The sequence below is a fragment of the Myxococcales bacterium genome (assembly GCA_012517325.1).
GTDB lineage: Bacteria > Lernaellota > Lernaellaia > Lernaellales > Lernaellaceae > JAAYVF01.
Genome location: JAAYVF010000087.1, coordinates 26,468 through 52,493 on the forward strand (window position 1 = coordinate 26,468; position 26,026 = coordinate 52,493).

Annotated in this window: 23 protein-coding genes and 1 pseudogene; 20 read left to right on the plus strand and 4 right to left on the minus strand. The window is 60.1% G+C overall.

Going from position 1 to position 26,026, the window contains the following annotated elements:
• Positions 1-9: 9 nt before the first annotated feature.
• The 3 genes from GX444_15480 to GX444_15490 all read left to right on the plus strand — a co-directional run bounded on the left by GX444_15480 (position 10) and on the right by GX444_15490 (position 2,389).
• Complete coding sequence (locus GX444_15480; protein NLH49981.1) at positions 10-459, plus strand: hypothetical protein; 450 nt, start codon at positions 10-12, stop codon at positions 457-459.
• Between the two features lie 16 nt (positions 460-475).
• Positions 476-1,369 (plus strand): polyprenyl synthetase family protein, encoded by an 894-nt coding sequence (locus GX444_15485; GenBank protein NLH49982.1) that lies wholly within the window; start codon positions 476-478, stop codon positions 1,367-1,369.
• A 240-nt stretch (positions 1,370-1,609) separates the two neighbouring features.
• Positions 1,610-2,389, plus strand: coding sequence for a hypothetical protein (locus GX444_15490; protein ID NLH49983.1), 780 nt, complete (start codon positions 1,610-1,612; stop codon positions 2,387-2,389).
• Here GX444_15490 and GX444_15495 read toward each other — a convergent pair.
• Positions 2,386-4,068, minus strand: a complete 1,683-nt coding sequence (locus GX444_15495) for a hypothetical protein (GenBank protein ID NLH49984.1) — start codon at positions 4,066-4,068, stop codon at positions 2,386-2,388. The genes GX444_15490 and GX444_15495 overlap by 4 nt on opposite strands.
• Positions 4,065-6,062 (minus strand): hypothetical protein, encoded by a 1,998-nt coding sequence (locus tag GX444_15500; protein NLH49985.1) that lies wholly within the window; start codon positions 6,060-6,062, stop codon positions 4,065-4,067. The genes GX444_15495 and GX444_15500 overlap by 4 nt, the downstream gene beginning before the upstream one ends.
• Positions 6,063-6,262: 200 nt before the next feature.
• Here GX444_15500 and GX444_15505 point away from each other — a divergent pair, with 200 nt between their 5' ends.
• The 17 genes and pseudogenes from GX444_15505 (at position 6,263) to GX444_15585 (ending at position 23,544) form a co-directional block, all read left to right on the plus strand.
• On the plus strand, positions 6,263-6,817 hold the full coding sequence (locus GX444_15505; GenBank protein NLH49986.1) for a hypothetical protein: 555 nt from the start codon (positions 6,263-6,265) through the stop codon (positions 6,815-6,817).
• Entirely contained in the window at positions 6,814-8,379 is a 1,566-nt protein-coding gene (locus GX444_15510; protein NLH49987.1) for a hypothetical protein, read from the plus strand. Before GX444_15505 ends, GX444_15510 begins: the two co-directional genes overlap by 4 nt.
• A 311-nt stretch (positions 8,380-8,690) precedes the next feature.
• Complete coding sequence (locus GX444_15515; protein ID NLH49988.1) at positions 8,691-9,368, plus strand: hypothetical protein; 678 nt, start codon at positions 8,691-8,693, stop codon at positions 9,366-9,368.
• A gap of 38 nt (positions 9,369-9,406) precedes the next feature.
• The gene (locus tag GX444_15520) at positions 9,407-10,576 is read left to right on the plus strand and encodes a hypothetical protein (protein ID NLH49989.1); all 1,170 of its coding nucleotides are present in this window, start codon (positions 9,407-9,409) and stop codon (positions 10,574-10,576) included.
• 4 nt (positions 10,577-10,580) lie between these two features.
• Positions 10,581-11,213, plus strand: coding sequence for a hypothetical protein (locus GX444_15525; protein ID NLH49990.1), 633 nt, complete (start codon positions 10,581-10,583; stop codon positions 11,211-11,213).
• 22 nt (positions 11,214-11,235) lie between these two features.
• Positions 11,236-11,433 (plus strand): annotated as a pseudogene (locus GX444_15530) (ATPase).
• 595 nt (positions 11,434-12,028) lie between these two features.
• Entirely contained in the window at positions 12,029-13,537 is a 1,509-nt protein-coding gene (gene bamD / locus GX444_15535; GenBank protein ID NLH49991.1) for an outer membrane protein assembly factor BamD, read from the plus strand.
• Positions 13,534-14,724, plus strand: a complete 1,191-nt coding sequence (locus GX444_15540; GenBank protein ID NLH49992.1) for a hypothetical protein — start codon at positions 13,534-13,536, stop codon at positions 14,722-14,724. Before bamD ends, GX444_15540 begins: the two co-directional genes overlap by 4 nt.
• Positions 14,721-15,305, plus strand: coding sequence for a TlpA family protein disulfide reductase (locus GX444_15545; protein ID NLH49993.1), 585 nt, complete (start codon positions 14,721-14,723; stop codon positions 15,303-15,305). The genes GX444_15540 and GX444_15545 overlap by 4 nt, the downstream gene beginning before the upstream one ends.
• Positions 15,302-16,225, plus strand: coding sequence for an ABC transporter ATP-binding protein (locus GX444_15550; protein ID NLH49994.1), 924 nt, complete (start codon positions 15,302-15,304; stop codon positions 16,223-16,225). Before GX444_15545 ends, GX444_15550 begins: the two co-directional genes overlap by 4 nt.
• Positions 16,222-16,989 (plus strand): ABC transporter permease subunit, encoded by a 768-nt coding sequence (locus GX444_15555; protein NLH49995.1) that lies wholly within the window; start codon positions 16,222-16,224, stop codon positions 16,987-16,989. Before GX444_15550 ends, GX444_15555 begins: the two co-directional genes overlap by 4 nt.
• 144 nt (positions 16,990-17,133) lie before the next feature.
• The gene (locus tag GX444_15560) at positions 17,134-18,123 is read left to right on the plus strand and encodes a DUF3108 domain-containing protein (protein NLH49996.1); all 990 of its coding nucleotides are present in this window, start codon (positions 17,134-17,136) and stop codon (positions 18,121-18,123) included.
• Positions 18,124-18,291: 168 nt separating this feature from the next.
• Positions 18,292-21,078, plus strand: coding sequence for an isoleucine--tRNA ligase (gene ileS, locus GX444_15565; protein NLH49997.1), 2,787 nt, complete (start codon positions 18,292-18,294; stop codon positions 21,076-21,078).
• A gap of 11 nt (positions 21,079-21,089) precedes the next feature.
• Positions 21,090-21,587 carry a signal peptidase II gene (gene lspA / locus GX444_15570; protein NLH49998.1) on the plus strand — a complete coding sequence of 166 codons (498 nt, stop codon included), beginning with the start codon at positions 21,090-21,092 and terminating at the stop codon, positions 21,585-21,587.
• Positions 21,588-21,601: 14 nt separating this feature from the next.
• Positions 21,602-22,099 (plus strand): signal peptidase II, encoded by a 498-nt coding sequence (gene lspA, locus GX444_15575; GenBank protein ID NLH49999.1) that lies wholly within the window; start codon positions 21,602-21,604, stop codon positions 22,097-22,099.
• 3 nt (positions 22,100-22,102) lie between these two features.
• Positions 22,103-23,065 carry a prolipoprotein diacylglyceryl transferase gene (gene lgt, locus GX444_15580; protein ID NLH50000.1) on the plus strand — a complete coding sequence of 321 codons (963 nt, stop codon included), beginning with the start codon at positions 22,103-22,105 and terminating at the stop codon, positions 23,063-23,065.
• Positions 23,062-23,544 (plus strand): hypothetical protein, encoded by a 483-nt coding sequence (locus tag GX444_15585; protein ID NLH50001.1) that lies wholly within the window; start codon positions 23,062-23,064, stop codon positions 23,542-23,544. The genes lgt and GX444_15585 overlap by 4 nt, the downstream gene beginning before the upstream one ends.
• Before the next feature lie 9 nt (positions 23,545-23,553).
• On the opposite strand, the gene GX444_15590 is transcribed toward GX444_15585, so the two are convergent.
• On the minus strand, positions 23,554-24,825 hold the full coding sequence (locus tag GX444_15590) for a hypothetical protein (protein NLH50002.1): 1,272 nt from the start codon (positions 24,823-24,825) through the stop codon (positions 23,554-23,556).
• A complete protein-coding gene (locus GX444_15595) occupies positions 24,822-25,703 on the minus strand; it encodes a hypothetical protein (GenBank protein ID NLH50003.1) in 882 nt (293 codons plus the stop codon). The genes GX444_15590 and GX444_15595 overlap by 4 nt, the downstream gene beginning before the upstream one ends.
• Positions 25,704-26,026 lie beyond the last annotated feature (323 nt).

Genomic DNA, 26,026 nt, shown 5'->3' on the forward strand with positions numbered 1-26,026 from the left:
AGGGGAACCTTGCGTTTCCGTTGGCTGATGCTTGGCTTGCTAATGGCGGCGGCGCTGCTGGCGCTCGGCGGTTGCGACGACGGTTCGGACGACGACGAGGATTCCTGCCCGTCGTTCGCCGATATGCAACTCCTGCCCGAGACCGGCGTCGCCGACACCCAATTCGTGCTGTGGATCAAGATGCGCGACAAACAGGTCAACCGCGAACTCGACCGCGTGATCGCGCAGCTTTACCTGGTCGACGGCCGGTCCAACAACAAGACCTTCGATCTGGTGCGGGTCGAGGACGACCCCTACAAATACATCCGCACGTTCAACGGCGACGAGGTGTGCGAAACGGGCACCTGCACGCTGTTTTTCCGCGTGATCGCCGAACACAAGGACGGCTGCAAGAAATCCTTCGACACCCCCCTCTTCCAAGTCGTGATCGACCAGGGAGCGGATGACGACACCGAATAGACACGACGGGACGACCATGGATCTGAACCAATACCTGGCGAACGGCGCGGCGCGAGTGGAAACGCGGCTGCGGGAATTGACGGTGGGCGACGCGGGACCGTTCCATCTGGTCAAGGAAGCGATGGAATATTCGCTCTTCGCGGGCGGCAAACGGATCCGTCCGATCCTGTGCCTGGCCGCCTGCGAGGCCTGCGGCGGCGACGAGGACGTCGCGCTGACCATCGGCTGCGCCCTGGAGATGATTCACACCTACACGTTGATCCACGACGACCTGCCGGCGATGGACAACGATGATCTGCGGCGCGGCCGGCCCTCGAACCACGTGGTCTACGGCGAAGCCCAGGCGCTGCTGGCCGGCTGCGGCCTGCTGACGTGGGCTTACGAGGTGCTGACCCTGCCGGGCCGCCAGGGCCGGATGCCCGCCGCGACGGCGCTGCGCCTCATCGCCGAAACCAGTCAGGCGATCGGCTGGCAGGGCACGATGGGCGGCCAGAGCCTCGACATGATCTTCACCCAACGCGGCCATTCCACCCGCGACGAATTGCAATTCATGGAACAGGCCAAAACCGGCAAGCTCATCGTGACCGCGATCCGCGACGGCGCCCTTGCCGCCGGCGCCGATGAAACCGCCGTCGAGCGGCTGACCCGCTTCGGCGATCTCATCGGCCTCGCCTTCCAGGTCGCCGACGACATTCTCGACGTCGTCGCCGAGGAGGGCAAACTGGGCAAGCCGATCGGTTCCGACCTGCGGCAGGGCAAGACCACCTGGGTCGACCACCTGGGCCTGGACGAGGCTCGCCGGTATTTGCAAAGCCTGCTGGCCGAGGCCCTGATCGCCATCGAATCGTTCGACGACCAAGCCGCACATTTGCGCGGCCTGGCGCATTTCATCGTCGAGCGCGCCTACTGATTCTTTCGCCGCATCCGCGTTCCGCCGACTCATCATTTACAGGATCGATAGGGATGTGCCACACCTTTTATCCTGCAAAAAAGCCACTCTTTGGTGCCACGGTCGTCGATCCTTCAGGATCGATGGCCGTGAGGGTTTAAGATCAAGGCGCGAGTGCCGCTTGAAAAACAATCATTTTAGGAAATAATTATTCAGGCGGGCATTCAAGCCACCCATCGAGGCATTTTTGGAGAAATGGCAATGAACAACCGGCTGATGATTTGTTTTCTTTTTCTTCTTCTCGGCGCCTTTTTCACCGTTTCCTGCGACCATTCCAGCGACAATGACGATGACGACAATAACGACTCGGGAACGGATGACGACGCATTTGTCTACCCGCCGGTCTGCACCGAACCCTACGTGGAAAACGCCGCCTGGCTCGACCCGGAGTATTTCTACTTTCAAGCCGAGGAATTCGACGAGTTGTACGGCAGGACCTTCGTCCCGGCGACCGTGACGCCGGACGGCGAGAAAATCATTTTCGCAACCGCCGATTGGCAACTATCCTTCAAATGGAAAACCGACCGGCCACATCCGTTTACCGATCAAATGGAGGTTTTGCTGTTTGCCGGATCGCAACCTCTGCACGACTGGGCGGATACGCACGAGCCATTGCTCTGGGTGCTTGACCCGGCCGGCGATTTGTTGCTGTATCACGACCCAAATCTGATCGCGGAACCGATCGACAGTCGACCGCTTTCCTTCACCTTCGAAGAACAGTGCCGATATTCCTCCGGCCAACAACCTCCGACCGGTCCCGGTGTGAATTGGCTTTATGTTGACGCCATGTCGTTGACCGGGCAGGTCGGTGAAGTGTCCTTTTCCGCTTCACCCGGCGGCGAGCCGACGATCAGCGACGACGGCCTTTACGATGTCTACTTGCCCGTCAGCTATTACGGCAAAAACGATGCCGACTGCGACGACTGTTCCAACTATGTTCGGAGGGCGTTGCTCGAAATCGTCCGGCGCCCGGCCGACTAGCGCGCCCAGCCGCGCTCGCGCGCGGCGCGCATCGCGGCGAACAGCGCATCGGGCCGCACCACCCGGTAGCGGTCGTCCAGGCCGGCGACGAACGATTGGATATAGGTCGGCGAGGTGACCCACCCGTTGACGCCGATGAACACGAACGTCGGCACATCCGGATAGAAATATTCCTTGGCGATCGCGGCCTCCGCCAGGATGTCGCCGATCTGCTCCGGCCCGACCAGGTAGGTGTACTGGCTGTGCACCACCGGCGTGCCGTTCGTCGAAAAATACCAACCCTTGTCGGCCGTCGGCCAGTAATCCATGTAGATGCCGAGCAGATCGAGCGCCGCGCCGTAGCGGTTGGCGAGATCGTCGGACAGGGTCAGGTCGTCGTTGAGCAGCCACAGCGTGCGCATCGCCGCGCGATCGAGGCAGGTTTTCGATTTGGCCAGAAACGGGTCGAGGTCGGGGTAGCGGTTGGGATAGATGTAGCCGACGCCCGACACCGGGCCGAGGACGAAATCGTTTTCGTCCATCCGGTCGTAGTAGAAACCGAGCACGTCCGGGGCCAGATCGTACAGGCTGCACGACAGCTCCCAGCCGATCGGCAGTTCGCCGTAGGCCGGGTCATCGAACCAGTCGGGCATCCAGCGGTTGGCGTAGGCCAGCGAATCGCCGTCGGTGTAGGCGAACGCCACGTGAATCCGGTTTTCGACCTCCGGCCAATCGACGACGTGCTCCTGGGTGATCGGCAGCGGCGGCAGGCCGGAATGCGCGCTGAGGTTCGGCGTGTAATCGGCCGCCACCAGGTACTTGCCGTACTGCGAGAAGAGTATCACGCCGAGCAATTCGTCGAGCGGCCAGCCGAGGATCGGGATATCGCGCGGGGTGGCGGCGAGGATTTCCTCGAGCAGCGGCCGTTCGGCGTAATGGTGCGGGTCCAGTTGCAGGGTGAAGACGCGCTGGGCGATCAGGTAATCGCGCAGCGGCATCAGCCCGTCCTGCAGAAACGCCATGATCTCGTGGTTGCAGTCGAGCCAGAGTTCCGCGAACGCCCAGGTATAAAGTTCGACGTGGTCCGCGAAGCGCCCGCGCAGATCCTCGACGAGCGGCAGGCCGCGCCCCTCGAGCGCCGGAATCAGATCCGGGTGGGCGATCACCGCCTGACGCAATCCGGCCAGTGTCGTCGCCACGTTCACCGTTTGCGGCAAATCCGGATCGTAAACGACGTAGCCCGAAACATCGCCGAGGAAGCCGTCGAACACGGCCCAGGGATCGGCGGCTGTCTCGCTGGTGACGCCCCATTTGGTCTGCATTTCCGTCAGCCAGCGGCCCTCTTCCTCGTGCGTGCCGTCGTTGTAGGGCAGCGGCGACGGGTCGAAATAAAGGCGCGGCTCGGTCTGCGCAAGCACGCCCTGCAACGAAACGAACAGCAGCCGCTCCGCGTCCGTCAGATTCAGGCCGTCGATCACGATCAGGTGGTGCGGCTCCGGCGACTTGGGAAAGAGCGGCGAGGCGTCATCGTCGTCGTCATCGTCGTCCGCCACCGACACCGCCGCCGGATCGCCCGCCGGTCGTTCGTCCGTGGCGCCGGCGGACCGGCTGGAGTGATGATCGTCGCCGAACCACGAACCGGCGCAGCCCGCCAGACACAACAAGGCCGCCAGCCAAGCGAGGCAAACCGCGCGCTTCATGGCCGGCCTCCTTTCCCGAGCCCAACCAGCAAAGCCGAAAGGATCCGGTTCACCGCGTCGTGTGGGTCCAATCCTTCCCAGCCGCCGCCGAGGGTCAGCGCGCCGCCGAAGGTCGGATCGGCGAAATAGAAGTAGTAGGGCTCGTACGCGCCGTCCGCGGCGTAGCTTCGGCCGTCGTAGGCATGGTCCGCGTCGAGCAGGGTGTCGATTCCCGGATCCCAGACGCCGTTGTCGTTGTTGTCGATGAAACTCTCGGTGCGGTCGACGACGAAGTAATGCAGTTCCGGATCGCCGGCCGCCAGATCGAACAGCGGCAGGATGTCGCGGACGCTGACGAGGTTGTCGTAGATCGCCGCCAGAAACAGGCCCGTCGCGGCGTCCGCCGGCACGTAGGACGCCGTGAACAGGTTCAGGAGCAATGACAAGTCCAGCGGACGGTCGTCGACCATGCCGTCGCCGATCGAGTAGGTATCGCCTGCGGCGGCCACGGCGGTGAGGTCGCCCGCGACCGTCACCGCGGTCGCGGTGTTGGCGGTGATGGCGAACACCTGCAACGCCTCGTATTGCTCGGCCTGCTCGACGTTCGGGTTGAGCACGGCGCCGACCAGCGCGCCGGGCGTCCAGGCGGCCGTGGCGTCGGTCAACGTGGTCGCGGTCAGCGCGGTGGATTGGCCAAGCGCGAAATCGTTGTCGTAGCCGTCGTCGGCCTGCTCTTCGGGCGGGTCGCTGCCGAACCAGCTTTGCGCGACCGCCGTCAGGGCGTCGTCGGTCATCAGCGCCAAGACGGCATTGAGCAGGGCGTTGGTTTCACCGCCGATCAACTCGCCGTCGAGCCGGATGTTCAGCGCCAGCCGGTCGTTCCGCCAGCGCACGACATCGTCGGTCTGATCGTCGGTCTCCCGGCGCAGGGCGTCGAGCCAGTCGTCGCCGATCTCCCCCGGATCGACGAAATCGTCGAACGGATTGAGCGGCGTGTCGTTGTCGTCCAACCAGTAATGCCCGTCGCCGTCGTTGTCGTCGGTCAGCGCGCCCAGCGCCAGTTGCGTGTCCCGCTTGGCGCCGGCCAGCAGCGCGTAGCAGTCGATACCGTCGGGATCGGCCGGGTCGTGCAGCGTCAGAAAATTCGGAAAGCGGTCCATTTCCTGGACCAGCAGATCCAGGTTTTGCAGCAGCGCCAGCCAGTAATCGATGTTCATCGCGCCGTTGTCCAGGTCGTGCGCCGCGACGTGCCGCAGCACCGCGCGCGCCTCGTAGCACAGCGCGGCCAGCAGGTGCGCCTCGGCGCGATCGTGCTCGCCCCGGCCATCGACCGTCTCGCCCGGCAGCTCGATCGCGTGGTCGAACCAGACGAACCGGATCGGCGGCAGGCGGTAGACAAAGTTCTCGTCGGCCCGCGCCGGCGCGAGGTCCGCGATCATCTCGTCGAACATCGGCAGGATGATTTCAAGCAGGTAGACGGTGATCAGCGAGGTCGGGAGGTCCTTCCACCCCGTTTCCGATTTGGCCGGATCGAGAAAGTCGCCGATGAAATCCTCGATCAGCGGCAGCGGGACGATCAGTTGCATCAGCGTCCGGCCGTACCGGCAACGAGCGAGGTCCATGGGCTCGACGGGGCCGTCGTTGTCCGGATCGGCGTCGGTCAGTTTGGCGATCGCCACGCGGTAGTCGGTGAGGGCAATCGAAAAATTGGCCGCGGCGATATTGGCCTCGGCGCGCTTCATGTCTTCCCACGCCGTTCCCGCGGTGGTCGTGTCGTCGTCGTTGTCGTCGTTGTCATCGTTGTCGTCATCGTCGTCGTTGTCGTCATCATCGTCGTCGTCGCCCGGCGATTGATCGTCGTCGTTGTCGTCGTCGTCCGGCGTCTGGTCATCGTCATCATCCGCGGTTTGATCCGAATCGGAATCGGAGTCCTCGCCGGCGCAACCGCCCGCCGCGCCGACCGCCAAAAACAACAGCAAAACGAACGGGAAACCCCGCCGAAGAATGGCCGACATCTGGAAACCCCCTATCCCGCACCGAGGTGGAGAAGGATATTTTACGCCGAAGACGAAGGTTTTTCACCAGCCCGGCCGCTCCGGGCGAGGCGCGCGTTTTTCGGCCGCCGACGGCCGAAACCTTTCGCTTGCGAAAAACCCCTTCGGTATCGTATCGTTAACAAACTTATGGCCTTTGACAGGCAAAGGAGTGGTGTACGTTGAAACGGTTTGTGCCTCATATCGCGATCGCCCTGGTGGGGATCGTTTGCCTGGCGGTGATCTGGCATCTCGAGCCGCCGATTACCATGCTCAAAAAAACGCCGCGGCCGCAGCCGGCCGACAACGCCGCCGTCCGCGACTTCTTCGTGCGCCTGGAAAGCAACCGGCCGCTGGAACTGACCGAGCTGCGGGTGACGATCGCCTGGGACCGTGCGCGGCTCGTCGCGCCGCGTGTCTGGCACGCCAATCAGACCCGCGCCTATCGCCCGCAGACGGAAATCAAACCCGGCCGGATGACGCTGACCTTCCAAAATCCGCGGCGCCCGGAAAGCCGCATCGTCGGCCCGGGCCGGCTGGCGCGCCTCGCCTTCCGGCAGGTCGACCGCCGGCGGCCGCTCGACCTGGACGCCCTGCGCATCGTTTCGGCCGAAGGTCTGACGGCGGACGGGCGCCGGGTGCCGGTGCGTGATTTGTCCTTCGTGCGCTACGAACCGCGAGCGAAGCACCGCCGGGGCGGTCCTTCGCTCCCACCGGGTAGGGAGATCGAGATTTGAACGACATCGTCACGTCAAACAGCCTGGGCGCCGAACCGAGCGTCAAAAAGTTCGCCCTGGAGGAATACATCTCCATTTTGCGTTACCGCAAATGGCTGCTGGTCATTCCCGTGGTGACCCTGACGATCGTGACCGCCTTCGCCAGCCTCTTCATGAGTAACATCTACCGCGCCCAGACGACGATCCTGGTTTCCGGCGGCGACGTCTCGGGCGAACTGGTGCCGTCCACCGTCACCAACGCCATTGAAGACCGCGTGCGCACCGTGCGCGAACAGATCCTCTCCGAAACCCTGCTGCTCAACGTCATTCAGACCTACGAACTGTTTCCCGAGATGGCCAACGGGCCGACCGAGGACCGGATCGGGCGGATGCGCTCGAACATCAAGATCACCGTCAACGGCAAGGACATGTTCGCCATCAGCTACACCGGCGACGACCCCCTGACCGTGCAGAACGTCACCAACCGCCTCGCCCAGATGTTCATCAGCGAAACCTACGGCGACCGGCAGAAGGCCGCCACCGCCACGGCCGAGTTCCTGGCGCAACAATTGAACGAAATCAAGGAACAGCTCGACAAGCAGGAGCAGAAGGTCGCCGCGTTCAAGCGGGAGCACATCGGCGCGCTGCCCGAGCAGATGGAAGCCAACCAGCGCACCCTCGACCGCCTGCAGGCGCAATTGCAAAGCCTCGGCGAGCAGATGGCCGCCGCCGAGGACCGGAAGGTGCTGCTCGAAACGCAGATGGCGCAGGTGCAGGGCCAGTTGATGGCCGCGGGTTCGGGCCAGATCGTCACCATGCAGGATCAGCTCGAACAGCTTCAGGCGCAACTGACGCAGATGGAACAGACCCTCACCGCCGAGCACCCGGACGTGAAGGAACTCAAGTCCAAGATCGCCAAGCTGAAAAGCGACATCGGCAGCGACCAGACGGTGGACGGCAAGCAATACCACGTCAATTCGGTCAACCGCATGATGTTCGAACGGCTGCAGCAGACCACCCTGGAAATCCGCTCGATGGAGAAGCAGCGCGGCAGCATCATGGGACAGGTGGCCGAACTGACCAACCGCGTTTCCGGCTCGCCGGCCGTCGAACAGGAACTGTCGGTGCTGGAACGCGACCTGACGAAACTGCGCGAAACCTACCAGGACCTGCAGAAGAAACACATGGAAGCCAAGCAGTCCGAGGAACTGGAATCGCAGCAGAAGGGCCGCCAGTTCAAGATCATCGACGAAGCGCGCTTCCCGGAAAAACCCTACAGCCCGAACCGCCCGCGGCTGGTCGCCCTCTCCTTCACCCTCGGCCTGATCATCGGCCTGATCGCCATTTTCGTCGCCGAGCACCTCGATCACAGCTTCCGCGACGACGACGACCTGTCGCGGTTCGCCAACCAGTCGGTGCTGGCGACCATCCCGCGCTTCACGCTCGAAGCCGATCAGATCCGCCGCGCGGGCATCATCAAGATCGTCCTGGCCGTCGCGGCGGCGCTGGGCTTTTTGCTCACGCTGTTTCTGATTCTCAAGATCGGCTTCGGCTTCAATCCGTTCGCCTTGCTGAAAAAGTAAAACGAAGCCTTCCCGGCCGGAATGGCCGACTTTTATCTCGTCCTATCAAGCGAGCCCGCGCCTCGCGGGCGAGTCGAGAAATCGCTTTCCTTTGAAAAGGATAAAGTTCACTCCACTTGCCGCCAAAGACTCACTCGGCCGGAAGTGCAGATTTTTGTCTCGCCCTCGACAGCAACCCGTTTGGTCGCGATCATGAACATATCAAATCTTTGATATAAATATGTTTGTTATTGACAATATTTATCACCGAGATATACTTGTTTTGCGTCTTCTCTTGACCGAATAGGGGATTTTTTCAATGGAGGGGAACAGTGGTGAAGCGTTGCTTTCTTATTTTCCTTCTTCTCTTTCCGGTTTTCGGCGTGATCGCGCTGGTCAACCATGAAACCAATTCTCAAAGCGCCGAAAACGAGAAGTCCTCGACCGTTTCACTCATCAACCATCGTGACAAAGTCGATGTTTTCGAGGACGAACAACTGGGCGACGGCGCCTTTGCCGAATGGTCGGCAAAAGGATGGTGTGATTGGGATGCCAAGGAAGCCTGCGACGTTTCCACGCTAAAAATCACCGGCTCGAAAATAAAAGATAAATCGCTTCGCCTTACGGTCAGGGATCGCATTGGATCGCTGGAAAAGGAAATCGCCGCGACCGAAATTTTTTTGCCGAAGAATCAAGTTCTTTATGTTCCCTTGGACGCATTACCCGCGTTGACCCTGCACGACAAACAATATGAATACACCACGACCATCAAGGTCGATTTGTTCGTACCGGCCATCGAATCGGGCGGAAATAAGTATCACCAAATGCTCGCGCCGCTTTTCGTGGCGATCAACGAAGATGAGGCGCGCGTCGAAATCATGGATTTTTCCGCTCGCGAGGAAATTTATCCTTATGGCTTTACCACCGACCAAGGGCAGGCCGAGGTCACCCGAATATTGGCCGAGAACCATGACGGCGAATGGATTGAGGATATCGGCCCCGGCATCTAGAGGGTAGGTCGACGACTATTTAGGAGGGATAACCAGAAATGAGAACACACTTGGCAACCGTTGTCGTTTCGTCGATATTGTTGTTCCTGTCGACATCGGCCGAAGCGTTTACCCGCAATTTCGACATTTGCTTCAAATACGACGTGGAATTCAGCAACGCCGCCCAAGGCGATTACTATGAAAACAACGCGGTCGATCAAAAGGCATACGGAATTCATGCGATCTTTACGGACATCACCGACTCGGGAAACCCGATCACGGTCAAGAGCGATTATACGGATTTCGACGGTTGCGTGAACCTCAATCTCGACACGGCCAAAACCTATCGGATCAAACTGACCGCGAAGGCGCAATTGCACAATTCCAATTATATCTATGCGAAAAGCGCCTACGAAGGTGGCGTTCAACATACGCAGATCGTCGCCACTGCTTTTCATCCACCGATTTCCGGCGACGCTGGACCTTTTGTCTATTCCTATAACAGTACGTGGAAAGTTTCGAATGTGATGGCGGCGGCTGGCTTTTCGGTCGATCGGCGGCCGGCGGGAGTATCTGGTCATAGTGTTTATTATTACACCGAACCATGCGATCCTCTCGAACCGGATTCTGCTTGTCATCGTAGTGAGCAAGGTTGTTTTCTTGGTGCGGGTTGCCGCGACAATAAGTTTTGTGTCTCACATGAAACCGGCCATGACTTACTCGATGAAAGAAAATTCAATGTGGATCATCACAACACTTACCTTCTTAACGATCCCGATTGCCCTTGCGTAAATAATGGTAATATTTGCGATCATCGATATCATTCTCTGGAGTGGAAATCCGCCGCTGTTTGGGAAGGATTTGCCGATTTCTATGGATCAGCCGCCTGGAATGACGCCGCCTATCCTGATGATTGCGAATATGGCAGCAACGATTGCGGCACTAGTGGTAGTTACATCACAACCGTACCCTGTTGCGTCGATTCAGATTGCGATGGAAAAGGTGTGGAAGGCGATGTGACCAATTTCCTTTGGGATTTATATACCGCGGTAGAACTAACGCTCAGCGAAATCGCCGACATTTACGTCTGGTCCGACACACCAAATTGGGTGCAGGAAACCATCTATGAAGACCTGATGGAATCGGCGGTCGAGACTCTCTCCTATCTCGGTCAAAACGATTGGGATGGATATGCCTCTGATAACGGCGTCGATTATGGGGAGGAATAACCAAATGTCAGATAAATACACTGTCAGTCTAATATTTTTTACATTGGTGGGTATAACAATCGGCCTTGCCTGTTTCGCCGACGATGACGATGACAACGATAACGAGGACCATGACAGCGATCAGGACAATGATTACGAGGACGATGATGATTCTTCCAGTTCCGCGGATGACGACAACGGCGGCGATGACGATGACGATAACGATTCTGCGGATTATTGCGAGGAACATCAGGGCGACTTATGGGAACCGGCGCTGTTTAACGCAACTTTGATGGTGAACGGAATTGCGGTAGAAATGCCGGCAACCGTTCACCTGTCCGATACCCTCGCGCTGGCGATCGAATACGATGATCCTGATTGCGATCTCTGGAAGGCAGGGATTACACCAGAACCGAATGAACCATACAATGAGGAAATGCTGGAGATCATCCAAAACCCATACCTACTTCCAGACATTGGCTGTTCCAGTGTCATCGACGGAGAACCCTATTATCTGCCGTTGGAAACAAGCCACTTCTATTTTCCGGCATCAATCGAACGGATCAATCCATTACGTTTGGTTCTGGTGGATGATTGTCTCAACATCAACGATAATGACGAAATTCAATATCTCGATTTCACGGTGGTGGAAGATTAGACAAAGGCAAGTCGGATAAGCAATGAAACGCAAAGGCCTGTTCGTGATATTCTTAGCAATGGTTATAGGACTTTACCTCTCCTTCGCTTGTTCAACCGATGACGACGACAATGACGATAACAATAACGACAGCAATTTGGATGATGACGATAACGATAACGACAATGATGATACTTCAAGCAGCATGGATGACGACAGCGGCGATGACACGGATGATGATACGTCGGATTATTGCAGTGAACATCAAGGAGATGATTGGGAACCGGCGTTGTTCAGTACAACCCTCTTGGTGAATGGCGAGGAAGTCGAAATGCCGGCAACCGTTCACCTGTCCGATACCCTCGCGCTGGCGATCGAATACGAGGATCCGGATTGCAATCTGATCGGCGGCCGCATTACCATTAATCCAAATCCTAATGAGATATACCGGTATGAAATCGAAAAAATTCTTCCCGGAGCGTACATTCTTGAGGATATTGGCTGTTCGAGCAATGAGGAAGGAGAACCATATAATCTGAGTCTCGATACCAATAATTTTTATTTCCCATCTCCGATCATTCGCTCGTATCCGCTCATTCTTTATATGAGTGATGTCTGCGGCAATATAAACGACAAAGAAGAAGCTCAATATCTCGACTTCACGGTGGTGGAGGATTATCGCGCCGATTGAGCTTATCAAACCCTGCGAGGGCTTCTGTTTTTCATTAAGGCAATACCGGTTTTTCCCGGATCGATCCTCGCCAATCCGATCGATGATTTCCCTTTTTAAAAATCCTCTACTTGCACCTTTTTTCAAATCCCGCTAGATGAAACCCATGATTCGACGCGTCAGCCTTTTCTGCGCCCTGGTGGGCCTGGCCTGGGCCGTTTCGGCCGCCGGCGAGGACCTGGCGGCGCTGTATCAAAAAGCGCTCAAGGCCTTTTACGCCGGCGAGTACGTCGACGCCGAAAGCGATTTCGCCACGGTCTATCGCCTGGCGCCCCAGGCGCCGTACGCGGCGGACGCGGCGTTCAAGGCGGGCGAGGCGGCGTTTCGCCAGGAACGCTACGCGGCGGCGGTGCGGCATTTCAGCCACTACCTGCGCGCCTACCCGATCGGTTCGTCCGCCGACGAGGTGAAAATCCGCCTGGCGCAGGCGCGGCAAAAGGCCGACCGGATCGACCAAATCCTGCCGCTGCCGGAGGTGCGGACCGAGTGGCCCCGGCTCGTCGCCGCCTGGGCCGACCAACTGCCGCTCGACTACGGCAAGGACGTCGAAAAATACCTCGGCTCGCTGGCCAAGAACGGTTACAACGCCGTGGTGATCAACGCCTACAAGCTGCCCGGCGCCGCGCCGCTCACCCGCGAGGAAGGGCCGGCCTGCCCGGCGGGCGCCTATTTCGCCTCGGCGACCGTGCCGGTCTGCCGCGATCAACTCGACGATTGGATCGCCAACGCCCACAAGTTCAACCTGCGGCTGATCGCCGTGCTGCCGGTCCGTACGCTGGTGCAGAACGCCGCGCCGGAGCAGTGGGATCGCCGCTTCGACCCGAAAACCAACGAGCTGGCAGCCGATCCCCGGGCGCTGGACCTGTTCGCCCCCGGCGCGCCCGAGCGTCTGGCGCAAATCGCCGCCGAGCTGGCCGCCGCCGGTCCCGACGCCATCTGGTTCGGCGGCGACCTCGAATTCGCGCCCGACGAGGGTTATTCCGCCGGCGCGATCGCCGCGGCCGAACAGAGTTTCAATCGCCCCATCGACGCGCCGAAATTGCTGGCCGCGCTGTCCTTCGACTCCGGCGGCCGCGCCCGGCAGGGGCTGGCCGATCCGGCGTTTGCCGCCTTGTGCGAAGCCCGCTCCGGCCGCCTGGTGGCGGTGCTCGGGCAGTTGATCGCGGCGGTGAAAAAGGTGCACCCGTCCTGCCGCCTGGGGGCGATCGTGTCGGCGGCGGCGGTCGCCGACCCGATGGCCGCCCTGCGCGACGACGGGCTGGACCTCGACGGCCTGGCGGGCCTGCCGCTCGACCAACTGGCGGCGGACCTCGACTGGCGGTCGTGGAAACTGACGCGCGGTTTGACAGCCCAAAAGGCCTATGCTTCGATGAGCGATCTTTCCGCCCAACTGGCCCGCGTCGTCGGGCGTCCCGAACGGGGCGCGGCGATCTTCCGCGGCCAGTCGGCCAGCGCCGCGCGGCCGTTGCCGCGCTGGGAAATCGAGGGCGGCATCGCGGCCTTCATGGCCGGCCGGACGTTCGGCCTGGTGCTGGCGCCGCCGCTGGCCGGACCCGTCGCCGGGCTGCTGACCGCGCCGGCCGAACCGGGCGGCGAACCGGGGAAAACCGAATGAAAAAAATCCTCTTCGTGGTGCTCGTGTCGTTGCTGGGCGCGCTCGCCGGCTGCACGCCGGAAAAACCGCCGCGCGGCGCGGTGACGCTCGCCTTCACCAACGACGCCCGCGGCGGGCTGGCCGATTGCGGTTGCGCGAATCAACCGCTCGGCGGGCTGGCGCGGCGCATCGGCTACCTGAAAAAATTGCGCGCCGCAAACGCCGACCGGACGCTCCTGGTCGAAAGCGGCGATTTCCTCTATCCCGAGGAACCGGCGCCCTGGGGCGAACCGGAAAAGGCGGCCGCCCGCGCCGAAACCATCGCCAACGCCTACCGCATCGCCGGCTACGACGCCGTGCTGTTCGGCCAGCGCGATTACGCCCTCGGCGTGGCGCCGCTGAAAAAGCTGGCGGAAAAGATGGCCGTGCCGATCCTCGGCGCCAACGTCCTGGACAAGCAGACCGGCAAACACTTCTGGCGCGAATCGCTGATCGTCCAACGCGGGGGCCTGCGCATCGGCCTGATCGGCGTGATCGGTCTGCCGCGCGAGCCGGCGACCGTGTGGCGGTCGGAAGTGGAGGTCGTTTCGCCGATCGACGTCACCCGGCGGGTCGTCGCGGAACTGCGCCCGCAGGTCGATCTGATCGTGCTGGCGGCCAACCTGGACGCCGCGCTGCTCAAGGAATTGCTCGGCCAGGTGCCGGGCATCGATTTCGTCCTGCGCAGCAACGACGCCGGCAAGATCACCCACCGGGTCGAGATCATGCACGACGTGCCGACCGCCTGCCTCTTTGCCGGCGGCCAGTACGTCGGCCGGTTCGACATCACCTTCGTCGAGCCGAAAAAGCTGTTCCAGGATCTGAGCGAACGCGACATCCTGCAGCGGAAGATCGACCAGTACCAGGCCTACGTCACGGCGATGGAAAAGGAAGCCGGCGGGTCGAATCGCGTCGCGCAATTTTTCCAGGGCCAGACCGAGCGGCTGGAAAATTACCGCAAATATCGCCTGGGCATCGCGGACTGGAAAAAGGAACTGGCCAAAATCAAGGAAAAGGGCAACCGGTACGCCTACGAAATGGCGGAGCTGAACGACGCCGTCGCGCCCGACCCGCTCGTCGCCGCGCAAGTGGAATATTTCGTCCGCACCGGCCAATTCGGCCCGGTCGCGGCCGGCGACCCGGAACCCGTGATCAAGAGCAAGCAATGACCGACCGTTTCGGCAAATGGCTCGGCAACCGCCGGCTGGCCGTGGCGCTCCTCGCCGCCGCCGTCTTGCTCGGCCTGCCGCTGCACCTGGCGGTCAAACGCCTCGCCGAACGCGACCTGCTGGCCGAAGGGCGGCGCGCGCCGGTGCTGCAAGGGCCGACGCTGGCCGGCGGGGCGTACGATTCGTTCCGCGACCGCGGCCGGGTGCTGGTGATCGTCTTCCTCGACCCGACCCTGGCCTCGAGCGACGAACAAGGCAAGGCGCTGGCCGCCTGGCGCGACAAGTACAACGACGACCGGGCGGTTTTTATCACCGTGCTGACCGACGGCGCGCCGGAAGCGGCCAGCCGTTTCGCCGCGCGCTACGGCCTGAACGAGGCCGAGGTGGTGATCGATCGCGGCGCGACGCGGCGGCAGCCGTTTAAAGTCAAACGCTATCCAACCGTTTACGTGATCGACCGGATCGGCGTGGTCCGCTACGCCCGCGAGGGCGTGGTCGGAGCGCGCAAAGGCGCGTTTCTCCGCGCCCTGGAAGACGCGCTGCCGCCGGCCGGCAGCCGCTTGGAGCCGCGTCAACCATGAACGAACCGCTCATCGAATTGGTCGAAGCAACCAAAATCTTTCGCGCGCGGCGCGGCGCGGTGCGGGCGCTGGACCAGGTTTCCTTCACCGTGCGGGAAGGCGACGTCTTCGGGCTGCTGGGCGCCAACGGAGCCGGCAAAACCACCGCCCTGCGTTGCATCCTCAACCTGACGCGGCTGAACGCCGGCCGGCTGCTGGTCCTGGGGCGCGAACGGCCCGACCGGCGGACGCTGTTCGCCCGGGCGGCGTATCTGCCCGAGGAACCGCAATTCTTCCAAGGCGCCACCGGACGCGAACACCTGGCCTACTTCGGCCGCCTGTGCGGCCTGCGCGGCCCCGAACTGCGCGGGCGGGTCGCGGAGGTTTTGCGCCTGGTCGGACTGGAAAGCTCGGCCGACCGGCCCATCGCCACTTACAGCAAGGGCATGAAGCAGCGGGCGGGCATCGCCGGCGCGATCCTGCACCGGCCGAAGCTGTTTTTCCTCGACGAGCCGACGCGCGGCCTGGACCCTATCGGGCGGCGCGAGATTCGCGACCTGTTGCAAAAGCTGGCCGCCGACGGCGTGACCCTGTTCCTCAACAGCCATCTGTTGGGCGAGGTCGAACGGCTGTGCAACCGCATCGCCATACTGGATAAGGGCCGGTTGCGGGCCGAAGGTCTGCTGGCCGACCTGTTGACGAAGACCGAGTTGATCGACGTGCGCTTTTCGCTGCCCGAAAGCGTGCCGCCCGCGGCTTTTCCCGAGGCCGAACGGGCCCCGGGTGGGCTATGGAAGGAGGCGGTGCCCGATACGGCGGCGCTGGCGGCGCTGGCCGGGCGGATCGCGGCGGCCGGCGGGCGCGTCGTCTCGGCCCAGGCGGCGCGCGTCGAACTGGAAGACTACTTCATTCGCGTCGTGCGGGAAGGAGAACCGGCATGAGAATGCTCGCCGTTTCCCGCTTCACGCTGCTGCGCCTGTCGCGGACGCGCTACATCCTGGCCGGTTTGATCCTCATCGCCCTGATTCTGCTGACGTACCTGGCCAACGCCGCGGGCGGCGCCCCGGCGAGCCTCAACGACCTGGTCTGGCCGCACAACCTGGCGCGCTGGCTGCTCTGGCTGGCGGCGATCTGGCTCGGCATCAACCTGGTGCACGACGACCGGGCCGACGGTACGCTGCGCAGTACGCTGACCCGGCCGATCAGCCTGCTGGAAACCCTTTTCGGCAAACTGCTCGGCGGCTGGCTCGCGCTCGCCCTGCTGGCGGCAGGCGTCGCCGTCGCCCTGACCGTCGCGGCCCTGCTCAAGGGCGTGCCGTTCCATCCGGCGATGCTGACCTTCCAACTGGCGCTGCTGCCGGGGCATTTGCTGGTGCTGTCGCTGGCGCTCTGCCTGGGGCAGGCGATGCCGCGTTTCGCGGCGGCGGTGCTGGTGCTGTTCGCCGACGACGGTTTTTACACCGCCAAGGCCCTGGCCCGGGCGGCGGAATGGTTGCCGGGCGGCCTGGTCGCGACGATCACCCCGATCGCCAAGGCGCTGTATTGGCTGAGCCCGTCGGTTTCGCTGTTTTACCTTTCTTTCCGCGACTTTGTGTACCAGCCGCCCGAGGCCGCCGTCTGGCTGCTCGGCCTGCCCTACACGATCCACTACGCCTTTCTGGCCGGCCTGCTGGCCGCCGCCCTCCTCGGCCGGAAAGAGTTGTAACCGCCGCGCTTGAACCTCCACCGGCGGCGGGTTGTCCAATTAACAGCGTCTCGGCGAAAGCTCCTCGTTTGTTTTGATTGACAAGCTCCAAATTGCCGTTCTATCGTCACCTCCGGACCGATCCGCCTACAAGGAGTCATTGGTTTGAAAACCGATCAGATAAAAAACGAGTGTTGTCGGGACGAAGTGGCCCGGGATCGCCGCGGCTTTCTCCAGGGCGGCCTCGCGGCCCTCGCCGGCCTGTGGCTGCTGGGCGAACCCGGCTTGGGCTCGCTGCTGAAAATCGACTGGCGCAACGCCCAGGCCGAGGAAACGGCCACCGCGCCCGATGCGACCGAGCCGACCGGCCTGGCCAAGGCCGTCCGCTTCAACACGTCGATCCAAAAACCCTTCCTCAACGAAAAGCTGGCGTTCGACATCACCTTCGCCGGCGCCAAGACCGCGTCGGGATTGATCACCTTCAAGCAGACCGACAACAACGAGTACACCGCCTCGGTCGAGGGCACCATCAGCGGCCTGGTCGGCGCGATGACGCCTTTCCAAAAGGTCGTCATGACCTCGGTGATGCACCCCATCAAAACCAAGGCGGGCGAACGGTTCGTCACCAAGACGTTTTACCGTAAGACGATCCGCACCTCGGGCACGACGGAAAGCCGGCACGAGTTCGATTACCTGCGCCGCAAATGGACGTACACGCGCGTGAAGGACGGCAAACGCGACAAGGGGCCCGTCAACCGCAAGATCAAAGAGGGCGTGTACTACGACGATTTCGTCAACATCCTGTACAACTTCCGCGCCCAGGCCTACGGCGCCGTCAAACCGGGCCTGAAAATGACCCTGAACACGATGCCGTGGGATCGCTCGCTCAAGATCAACGGGAAAAACGTCAAGAAAACCGCGACGGTCGTCGATGTTTTCGTGCCCGCCGACGGCCAGATGAGCGAGAAAGATCGCGCCTGGTTGAAGGAAGTGGGCGGCGATCTGCTGGTGATCGTCACCCTCGACCCGGACGTTTACGAAATCAAATCCGGCCAGGCCAAACTGGCCGGCGTCCGCAACGGCCTGACGCCCCGCGGCGCCTGGATCGAGGACGCCCTGCTCTTCGGCGACGTGAAGGCCAAGTACAAGGGGTAAGTACCGCTGCTTTCGGCGAAAAATCGCTGCCCGACGATTCCGTTCACTGGATCGCTTCCGACCCGCTTTCCGATCGCCGGTTGACTACCGGCTGCTTTTGGCTATTCTCTGAAATTCCATTCTCGCGCCGCGCAAGAAAGGAAAGGCGTTATCATGAGTGGAGAGAAAGTGAACTATAAGGAAACGCTGTATTTGCCGTCCACCGGCTTTCCGATGAAGGCCAACCTGGCGCAACGCGAGCCCGAGATGTTGGCCGCCTGGGACCGGTCGGACATTTACGCCAAATTGCAGGCCGCGCGGGCCGGCCGGCCCAAATTCGTGCTGCACGACGGTCCGCCGTACGCCAACGGGCACATCCACCTTGGCACGGCCATGAATAAAATTCTGAAGGACATCATCGTCAAATCCAAGAGCATGGAGGACTTCCTGGCGCCCTACGTGCCGGGGTGGGACTGCCACGGCCTGCCGATCGAAAGCGCGATGCTCAAGGAACTGAAAGAGACCAAGCCCAAGACCGGCGAGGAAGGCGATTTCCGCCGCCGCTGCCGCCAATACGCCGAGAAGTACATCGATGTGCAACGCGCCGAGTTCAAGCGCCTGGGCGTGCTGGGCCAGTGGGCCAAGCCGTACATCACGATGGACCCGCGGTACGAGTCGATCACCCTGCGCGAGCTGGGCAAGTTCGCGGCGGCCGGCAGCGTCTACAAAAGCCGCAAGCCGGTCTACTGGTGCGCGCAGTGCGTCACCGCCCTGGCCGAGGCCGAGGTGGAATACGACGAGCACCACACGCCGAGCATTTACGTGAAATTCCCCCTGGTCGACGACGTCACCGACGTCATCCCCGCCGCGCAGGGCTACCAGGTCAGCGTGGCGATCTGGACGACCACTCCCTGGACGATCCCGGCCAACCTGGCCCTTGCCTTCCACCCCGAGTTCGACTACGTGCTGGTCGACGCCGGCGGCGGCGAGGCCCTGATCATGGCCGAACGGCTGGCGGCGATCTGCATGGAAACCTTCGGCAAACCGCTGAAGATCCTGGCCACGTTCAAGGCGCCGCCGCTCGAACGCCGCCGCGCCCGGCACCCGCTGGGCTACCGCGACAGCCTGATCCTGCTGGCGGATTTCGTCACGCTGGATTCCGGCACCGGCATCGTCCACATCGCGCCGGGCCACGGCCAGGAAGACTACGAGATCAGCCTGCAATACGGTCTGCCCGCCTACGCGCCGGTCGACGATCACGGCAAGTTCACCGCCGAGGTTCCCGAGTGGGAAGGCCGCTTCGTCTTCGACGCCAACGCGGACATCAACAAAGCGCTGAAGGAAAAGGGCTTCCTGCTGGGCGAACACGACGAAACGCACCAGTATCCCTACTGCTGGCGCTGCAAGCAGCCGATCATCTTCCGCTCGACCGAACAATGGTTCATCTCGATGGCCGAGGGCGATCTGCGCGGCAAGGCGCTGGCCGAAATCGACGCCACCCGCTGGATCCCCGCCTGGGGCCACGACCGCATCCACGGCATGGTCGAAAACCGGCCCGACTGGTGCATCAGCCGCCAGCGCAGTTGGGGCGTGCCGATCGTGGCCTTCACCTGCGCGAAATGCGGCGAACTGCACTTCTCGCGGGAATTGATCGACCGCGTGGCCGACATTTTCGAACAGGAAACCGCCGACGCCTGGTTCGACCGCGACGTGAAGGACCTGCTGCCGCCCGGCTTCACCTGCCGGAAGTGCGCCGCCGCGGAATTCAAGAAGGAGCGCGACATTCTCGACGTCTGGTTCGACTCGGGCGTCTCCTACGCCGCCGTGTGCGAAACCGATCCGCAGCTCGGCGCGCCGGTCGATCTGTACCTCGAGGGCAGCGACCAGCACCGCGGCTGGTTCCACAGCACCCTGCTGGCGGCCGTCGGCACGCGCGGCCGGGCGCCCTACAAAACCGTGCTGACCCACGGCTTCGTCGTCGACGGCGAAGGCCGCAAGATGTCCAAGAGCCTGGGCAACACCATCGCCCCCGACGAGATCATCAACCGGTACGGCGCGGAAATCCTGCGCCTGTGGTCGGCCAGCAGCGATTACCGCGACGACATCCGCATCAGCGACCAGATCGTCGCCGGCCTGGTCGACGGCTACCGCAAGGTGCGCAACACGATCCGCTTCCTGCTCGGCTGCCTGGGCGATTTCGACCCGGCGGCGCACGCGGTGCCCGAGGACCGGCTCGAAGACCTCGACCGCTACATCCTCGCCGTGTGGGAAGGCGTCAAGCAACGCCTGTACAAGGCCTACGACGACTACGATTTCCACCTCGTCTACCACCAACTGCTCAATTTCTGCTCGGTGGAACTGTCGAGCTTCTACCTCGACGTCAGCAAGGACACGCTGTACGCCGATCGGGCCGACGCGCCGCGCCGCCGCAGCGCGCAGACGACGATCCGGCTGTTGACCGACGAGATGCTGCGCGTCATGGCGCCGATCTTCTCGTTCACCGCCGACGAGGCCTGGCAATTCCTCCCCGGCCGCGAGGGCGAAAGCGTCCACCTGGCGCGGTTCGCGCCCGCGCAACCCGCCCGCCTCGACCGGGATCTGCTGGAACGCTGGCGGCAACTGCTCGAGGTCCGCGCCGTGGTCACCAAGGCCGTCGAGGTCGCCCGCGACAAGGGCCTGGTGCGCGCCAGCCTCGAGGGCGAGCTGACCATCGCCGCCCCGGCCGCCGCGCGGGACCTCCTGGCCGGCTACGGCGACCGGCTCGACCGGATTTTCCAGACCGCGGCCGTCCATCTGGTCGAGACGCTGCCCGGCGCGGCCGACGCGACCGGCGAAACGCTCGGCGGGGTCCAGGTGAAGGTTGAACCGACCTGGGCGCCCAAGTGTCCTCGTTGCTGGAATCGCGACGAATCCGTGGGCCGCGATCACCCGGAAGTCTGTTCCCGTTGCGCGGCGGTACTGACCGCCCGCGGCTGATAAGGCGACGCATGCACTGGTTGAAGGAGAAATACGGGGTCTTGGCGGTCGGCACGGTGGCGAGCCTGCTGCTGGATCAACTGACCAAGGCGCTGGTGATTTTCCATTTTCCCAAGGACGGGAGCACGGCGATCATCCCCGGCTTTTTCGACCTTTATCACGCGCACAATCAGGGCGCGGCGTTCGGCCTGTTCCGCGGCAACCCGATTCTCTTCTTTCTGATCGTCAACCTGCTGGCCATCGGGTTCATCATTTACTACTTCGTCAAACTGGACCGGGGCAACCTGCTGCTGGCGGCGGCGCTGTCGCTGATCATGGGCGGCGCCCTGGGCAATCTGCTGGACCGGCTGCGCCACGGCTTCGTCGTCGATTTTCTGCGCTTTTACGTCAACGATTATTCCTGGCCGACCTTCAACGTGGCGGACATCGCCATCGTGATCGGCGTGGGGATTTTCGCCCTGGACATCATCCGGACGGAGATCCGCCTGCGAAAATCGCCGGGCAGATAGGTGAAAGGCACGGCATGCGCTGGCTGAAAGAGAAATACGGCGTGCTGATTTTGGGCCTGACGGTCAGCCTGGTGCTGGATCAACTGACGAAGATGCTGGTCATCTTTCAGCTTCCCAAACACGCCGGCCGGGCGATCATTCCCGGCATTTTCGACCTGTACCACGTCCACAACACGGGTTCGGCCTTCAGCCTGTTCCGGGACAACCCGGTGACTTTCTTTCTGATCGTCAACCTGGCGGCCATCGGCTTCATTCTGTACTTCTTCGCCAAGCTGGAGCGCGGCGAGTTGCGGCTGGCCGCGGCGTTTTCGCTGATCATGGGCGGCGCCCTGGGCAACCTGCTGGACCGGCTGCGCCACGGCTTCGTCATCGACTTTTTCCGCCTTCACTTCAACGACCTTTCCTGGCCGGTCTTCAACGTGGCGGACATCGCGATTTTCAGCGGCGTGTGCCTTTTCGCCCTGAATCTCATTCGTTCGGAGCTGCAGCTCCGGAAATCGCAAGGGGCTTGAACTTTGCATCCGATGATCCTCCAACTGGGGCCGCTCAAGGTTCACTCCTACGGCTTCATGCTGGCCCTGGCGTTTCTGGTCGGCATCTACCTCGCCGGCCGCGCGGCGCGCCGCGTCGGCGAAACGCAGGACCACGTCACCGACCTGTCGTTCTGGATCATCGTCGCGGCGGTGATCGGTTCGCGGCTGTTTCACGTGCTGGTGTTCTGGAGCGAACTGCAGCCGCCCCGGCTGCTCTCGGCGTTCAAGATCTGGGAAGGCGGGCTGGTTTATTACGGCGGGTTCATCGGCGCGGTGACGGCCAGCGTGCTGTTCTGCCGCCTGAAAAAAATCGACTTCTGGCAGATGGCCGACATCATCACGCCCTCGATCGCGCTGGGCCTGATGTTCGGCCGCATCGGCTGCACCCTGGTCGGTTGCTGCTACGGCAAGGCCTGCCCGGCCGATTACCCGCTGGCCATCGTCTTCCCGCCCGAAACGATCGGCGTGGCCGGCGTGCCGCTCTACCCCACCCAGCTCCTCGAGGCGGCCGGCTGCCTGGCCATCGCCCTGTTCCTCTGGTTTTACCTGCAATACCACCGCCGCTTTCGCGGCCAGTTGTTGCTGGTGTTCATCGTGCTGTATTCCGCCCTCCGCTTCACCCTCGAATTCTGGCGCGACGACCCGCGCGGCTTCGCCGACCTGTTCACCTTCGCCGCCGCGGCGGGGCAGACGCCGGCGATCGGCGGGCTCCGGGGTTTCCTGCTCTGGAGCGGCACCATTCACGAGATTTCCAGCGGAATTTACGGTTTTTACCTGTCGGAAAGCCAGCTCGTCAGTCTGGTGATGACCCTGGCGGTCGTCCCGCTCTGGATTTGGAAAAGCCGCCGCGACCGGCGGTTGGGGGTTTCGGTCGCACCGGCGCCGGTTCCGGACCAAACGCCGAAACGCGCGCCTCACTCCAAGGGAAAGGCCAAGCGAAAATGAAACGCGCCTTGCCGTACCTGTTTTTGTGTGTGTTTTTGCTGCTCTGCGCCTCGTGCACCGTCACCACGACCAATCTGCGCCTCGATCAGCTCAACGAGCCGGGGTTGCCGGAAAACGAGACCGTCGACGACAGCACGGCGTTGCGCGCCCGCGCCGAGGGCCTGTGGCAAAGCCTCGAAAAGGCCAAGCTGACGACCTACATCACCAAGGACCGGATCGCCGGGTATTTCGAAAACGAGCAGGAACGCAGCGATTTCATTGCGATTTACGCCAGTATGTTCCGCGAAAAGCGGTTCGAGCGCGAATACGTGCAAAAATTCCAGGTCGGCAAGATCGTCATCGAGCCCAACGGCGTCCTGGCCAAGGTCGAAGTGACCATCTGGGGCAAGATCTACTTCATCTGGCGCCACCGCATCCACGAAGTGCAAACCTGGAAGAAAACCGACGGCGGTTGGATGATGAAGCCGCAAGCGAGCTGAATTGGTCGCCTACTCCTCCTCCCCGATCATGTCGCCCGCGGTGCCCTGATCGGCAAAACCATAGATTTTCCATAGCCTCGGCCCGGGGATCTGTTTCCATTTTTCGCCGTTGTAATGCATGACGCCTTCGTATGGACCAACAACATAAACATTCCCGCCAAGAGAGACCCACATGTCTTCTAAGCGAAAGCTGTTCTTTTGCGTCGGTAAATCAATATTAATAAAATTCTCTCCATTATATAAATATACTTTTTTACCGTCACCGGGACTTGAAAAGGAGAAAAAAACATAATTTCTGTCCACTCCCATAATATTGTTAACGAAATATGACTCACCAATTTCGTCGGGCATTGATATTGTCTCAAGATTTTGATCATTATAGTGATAAGCACAAGGGTAATAAATGGGTAATATATTAGATACAGTATGTTGATATCCGCCAAGGAAGATGTCATTTTTTGATGCAGCCCATATTTTGTTTATATGGCATATATTATTATCATATGTATATTCACCCCAGTTGGTCCCATTATAATGAACTAAAAGCAAATCAAATGATTCACTCGTCTTTTTATAGTCGCCAACAACATACACTTCCCCGGATTCGTCGACCCATATTCCTTCCAGCGTTTTGCCGCTTTCGCCAACAAGGATTTCTTCGATGTTTTGCCCATCATAATGATAAATGATATAATGATCCAAATCCGTAATATCGGGATCGATATTCTTGTCGACATTCGCGACAATATAGATGTTTTCTCTAGATGATCCTCCGATACCATAACATTCGACAAATGGATAATTAAATTTATCATCAATAACCCATGAGCCATCGCCATAGGTAATGAGATGGGATGTTTGATATATAAACGTGCCAATTGCTTCCCATCTTCTGCCCACCATCAGAATATGATTGCGATCAAAACCCCAAATTTGTTCAACTTCATCATTTCTAGGTGATTGAAAAAGAAACTCATTATTCCACTTCTGTTGACTGTATCTGCGAATAGTAATATCGTAATAACCATCACCATATGGATAACTCGGACTATCCCAATAATTATAGTTGATACCAACAAATTCTAGATTGGTTTCGGGATATATTGATGTAAATGCGTTTATTTCCTGATAGATATCGTCATCACTTAAATCGTCATCCGATTCTGAATCATCATCATTCAAATCATCGTTGTTATCATTTTCTGCTTTTTCTTCCTCGACACATGAAAGGATCAAGGGCATCATGACAGTCATAATAACAACATATACAATTGTTTTCATTTTTCTCTCCCCGACACCGCAGAAAGGCGATAGATACGGATATCGTATGCCTTTAGGGTGATATTAAAGGTGTGCTGAAGAATACCGTTTTGGGAGATTAGGCGTTCAGCCCAAGGATGCCAAGAATTCCAGGTGTTTTCCTTAGTGAATGACATATGCAGTTGTTCTACTTTCACCTCACTTTTTCCAAATAAGTCACTGACAACTTGATAATCGAAGGTCAATTCCTTATCGCATGAGTTGGCAACCATGAATATTGCACGCGGAGTTATGCCAATGGAATAATCCAACTGGTCTTTCCATGCCGACACAATGAGCGGTCTGGCACGCCAATACCAATAGGTTGAGTCTTCCATATTCTTTTTCCAAAAATATGTACTATGTTCTCTTCTCCAACCGTTCATGGATTGGAAAAAATCAAAGTCGTATTCATAGACTTTGTTTTGTTCATTTGGAATTATTCCCGGACGTATCATCTCTCCGTAAACAAGAAATTCCGGCACGATCTGGGTTCGCATATAGGACAACATGCGAAGGTATTTTATCTTTTTCGCGTGGGCATAAGTGCGGTTCAAGGTATCGAAATCAGCATCTTGGCCTGCCGGATGTTTTCCGGGATTGGGATCGCCGTGTTTTTTCATCGCATTATCTGGAGATGTTTCCGGATATATCGAATTTCTGTACCAATCCAAAATATAGGTTGGCGTATCGGCAGGCATTTCCGGAAAAATATCGACCAGCACCTTGTCGTAATCAAGCCGAGTGATCATGCCGTAAAGATAGGAACATGCGACAACCCAATGAAACGCCTCGCCAAGATGTTGTGGATCAATCGAAAGATTAATCCCCGTCGCGTTGGGATCGTCTTTCGCTTTCAAGACGGTCCCCGCAGGATCGTTGGTCGCATGTTTCCCAGTCCGGAAATCGTCGCCGGCTATGCTGTCAGAGGATTGAACGATTTCGACCGTGGTGAAAACCCCCCTTTAAAATTAACCCCCATCAAAAACGTCTTTCGAACGCCAATCATCAAGCAGGTAATTTTCGCGGTTAGAGAGGTCATCGTTTCACCCATGAATGAGGTCTTCCAAGTTGCGAGAGGACAAATAGCATAAATTATTGGATGAGGAAAAGAGTAATATTCCAAAACAACCCAACTTGATTCTCTTCCTTTTTTCAACGCTTTCCATTCTTGTCCGATCCG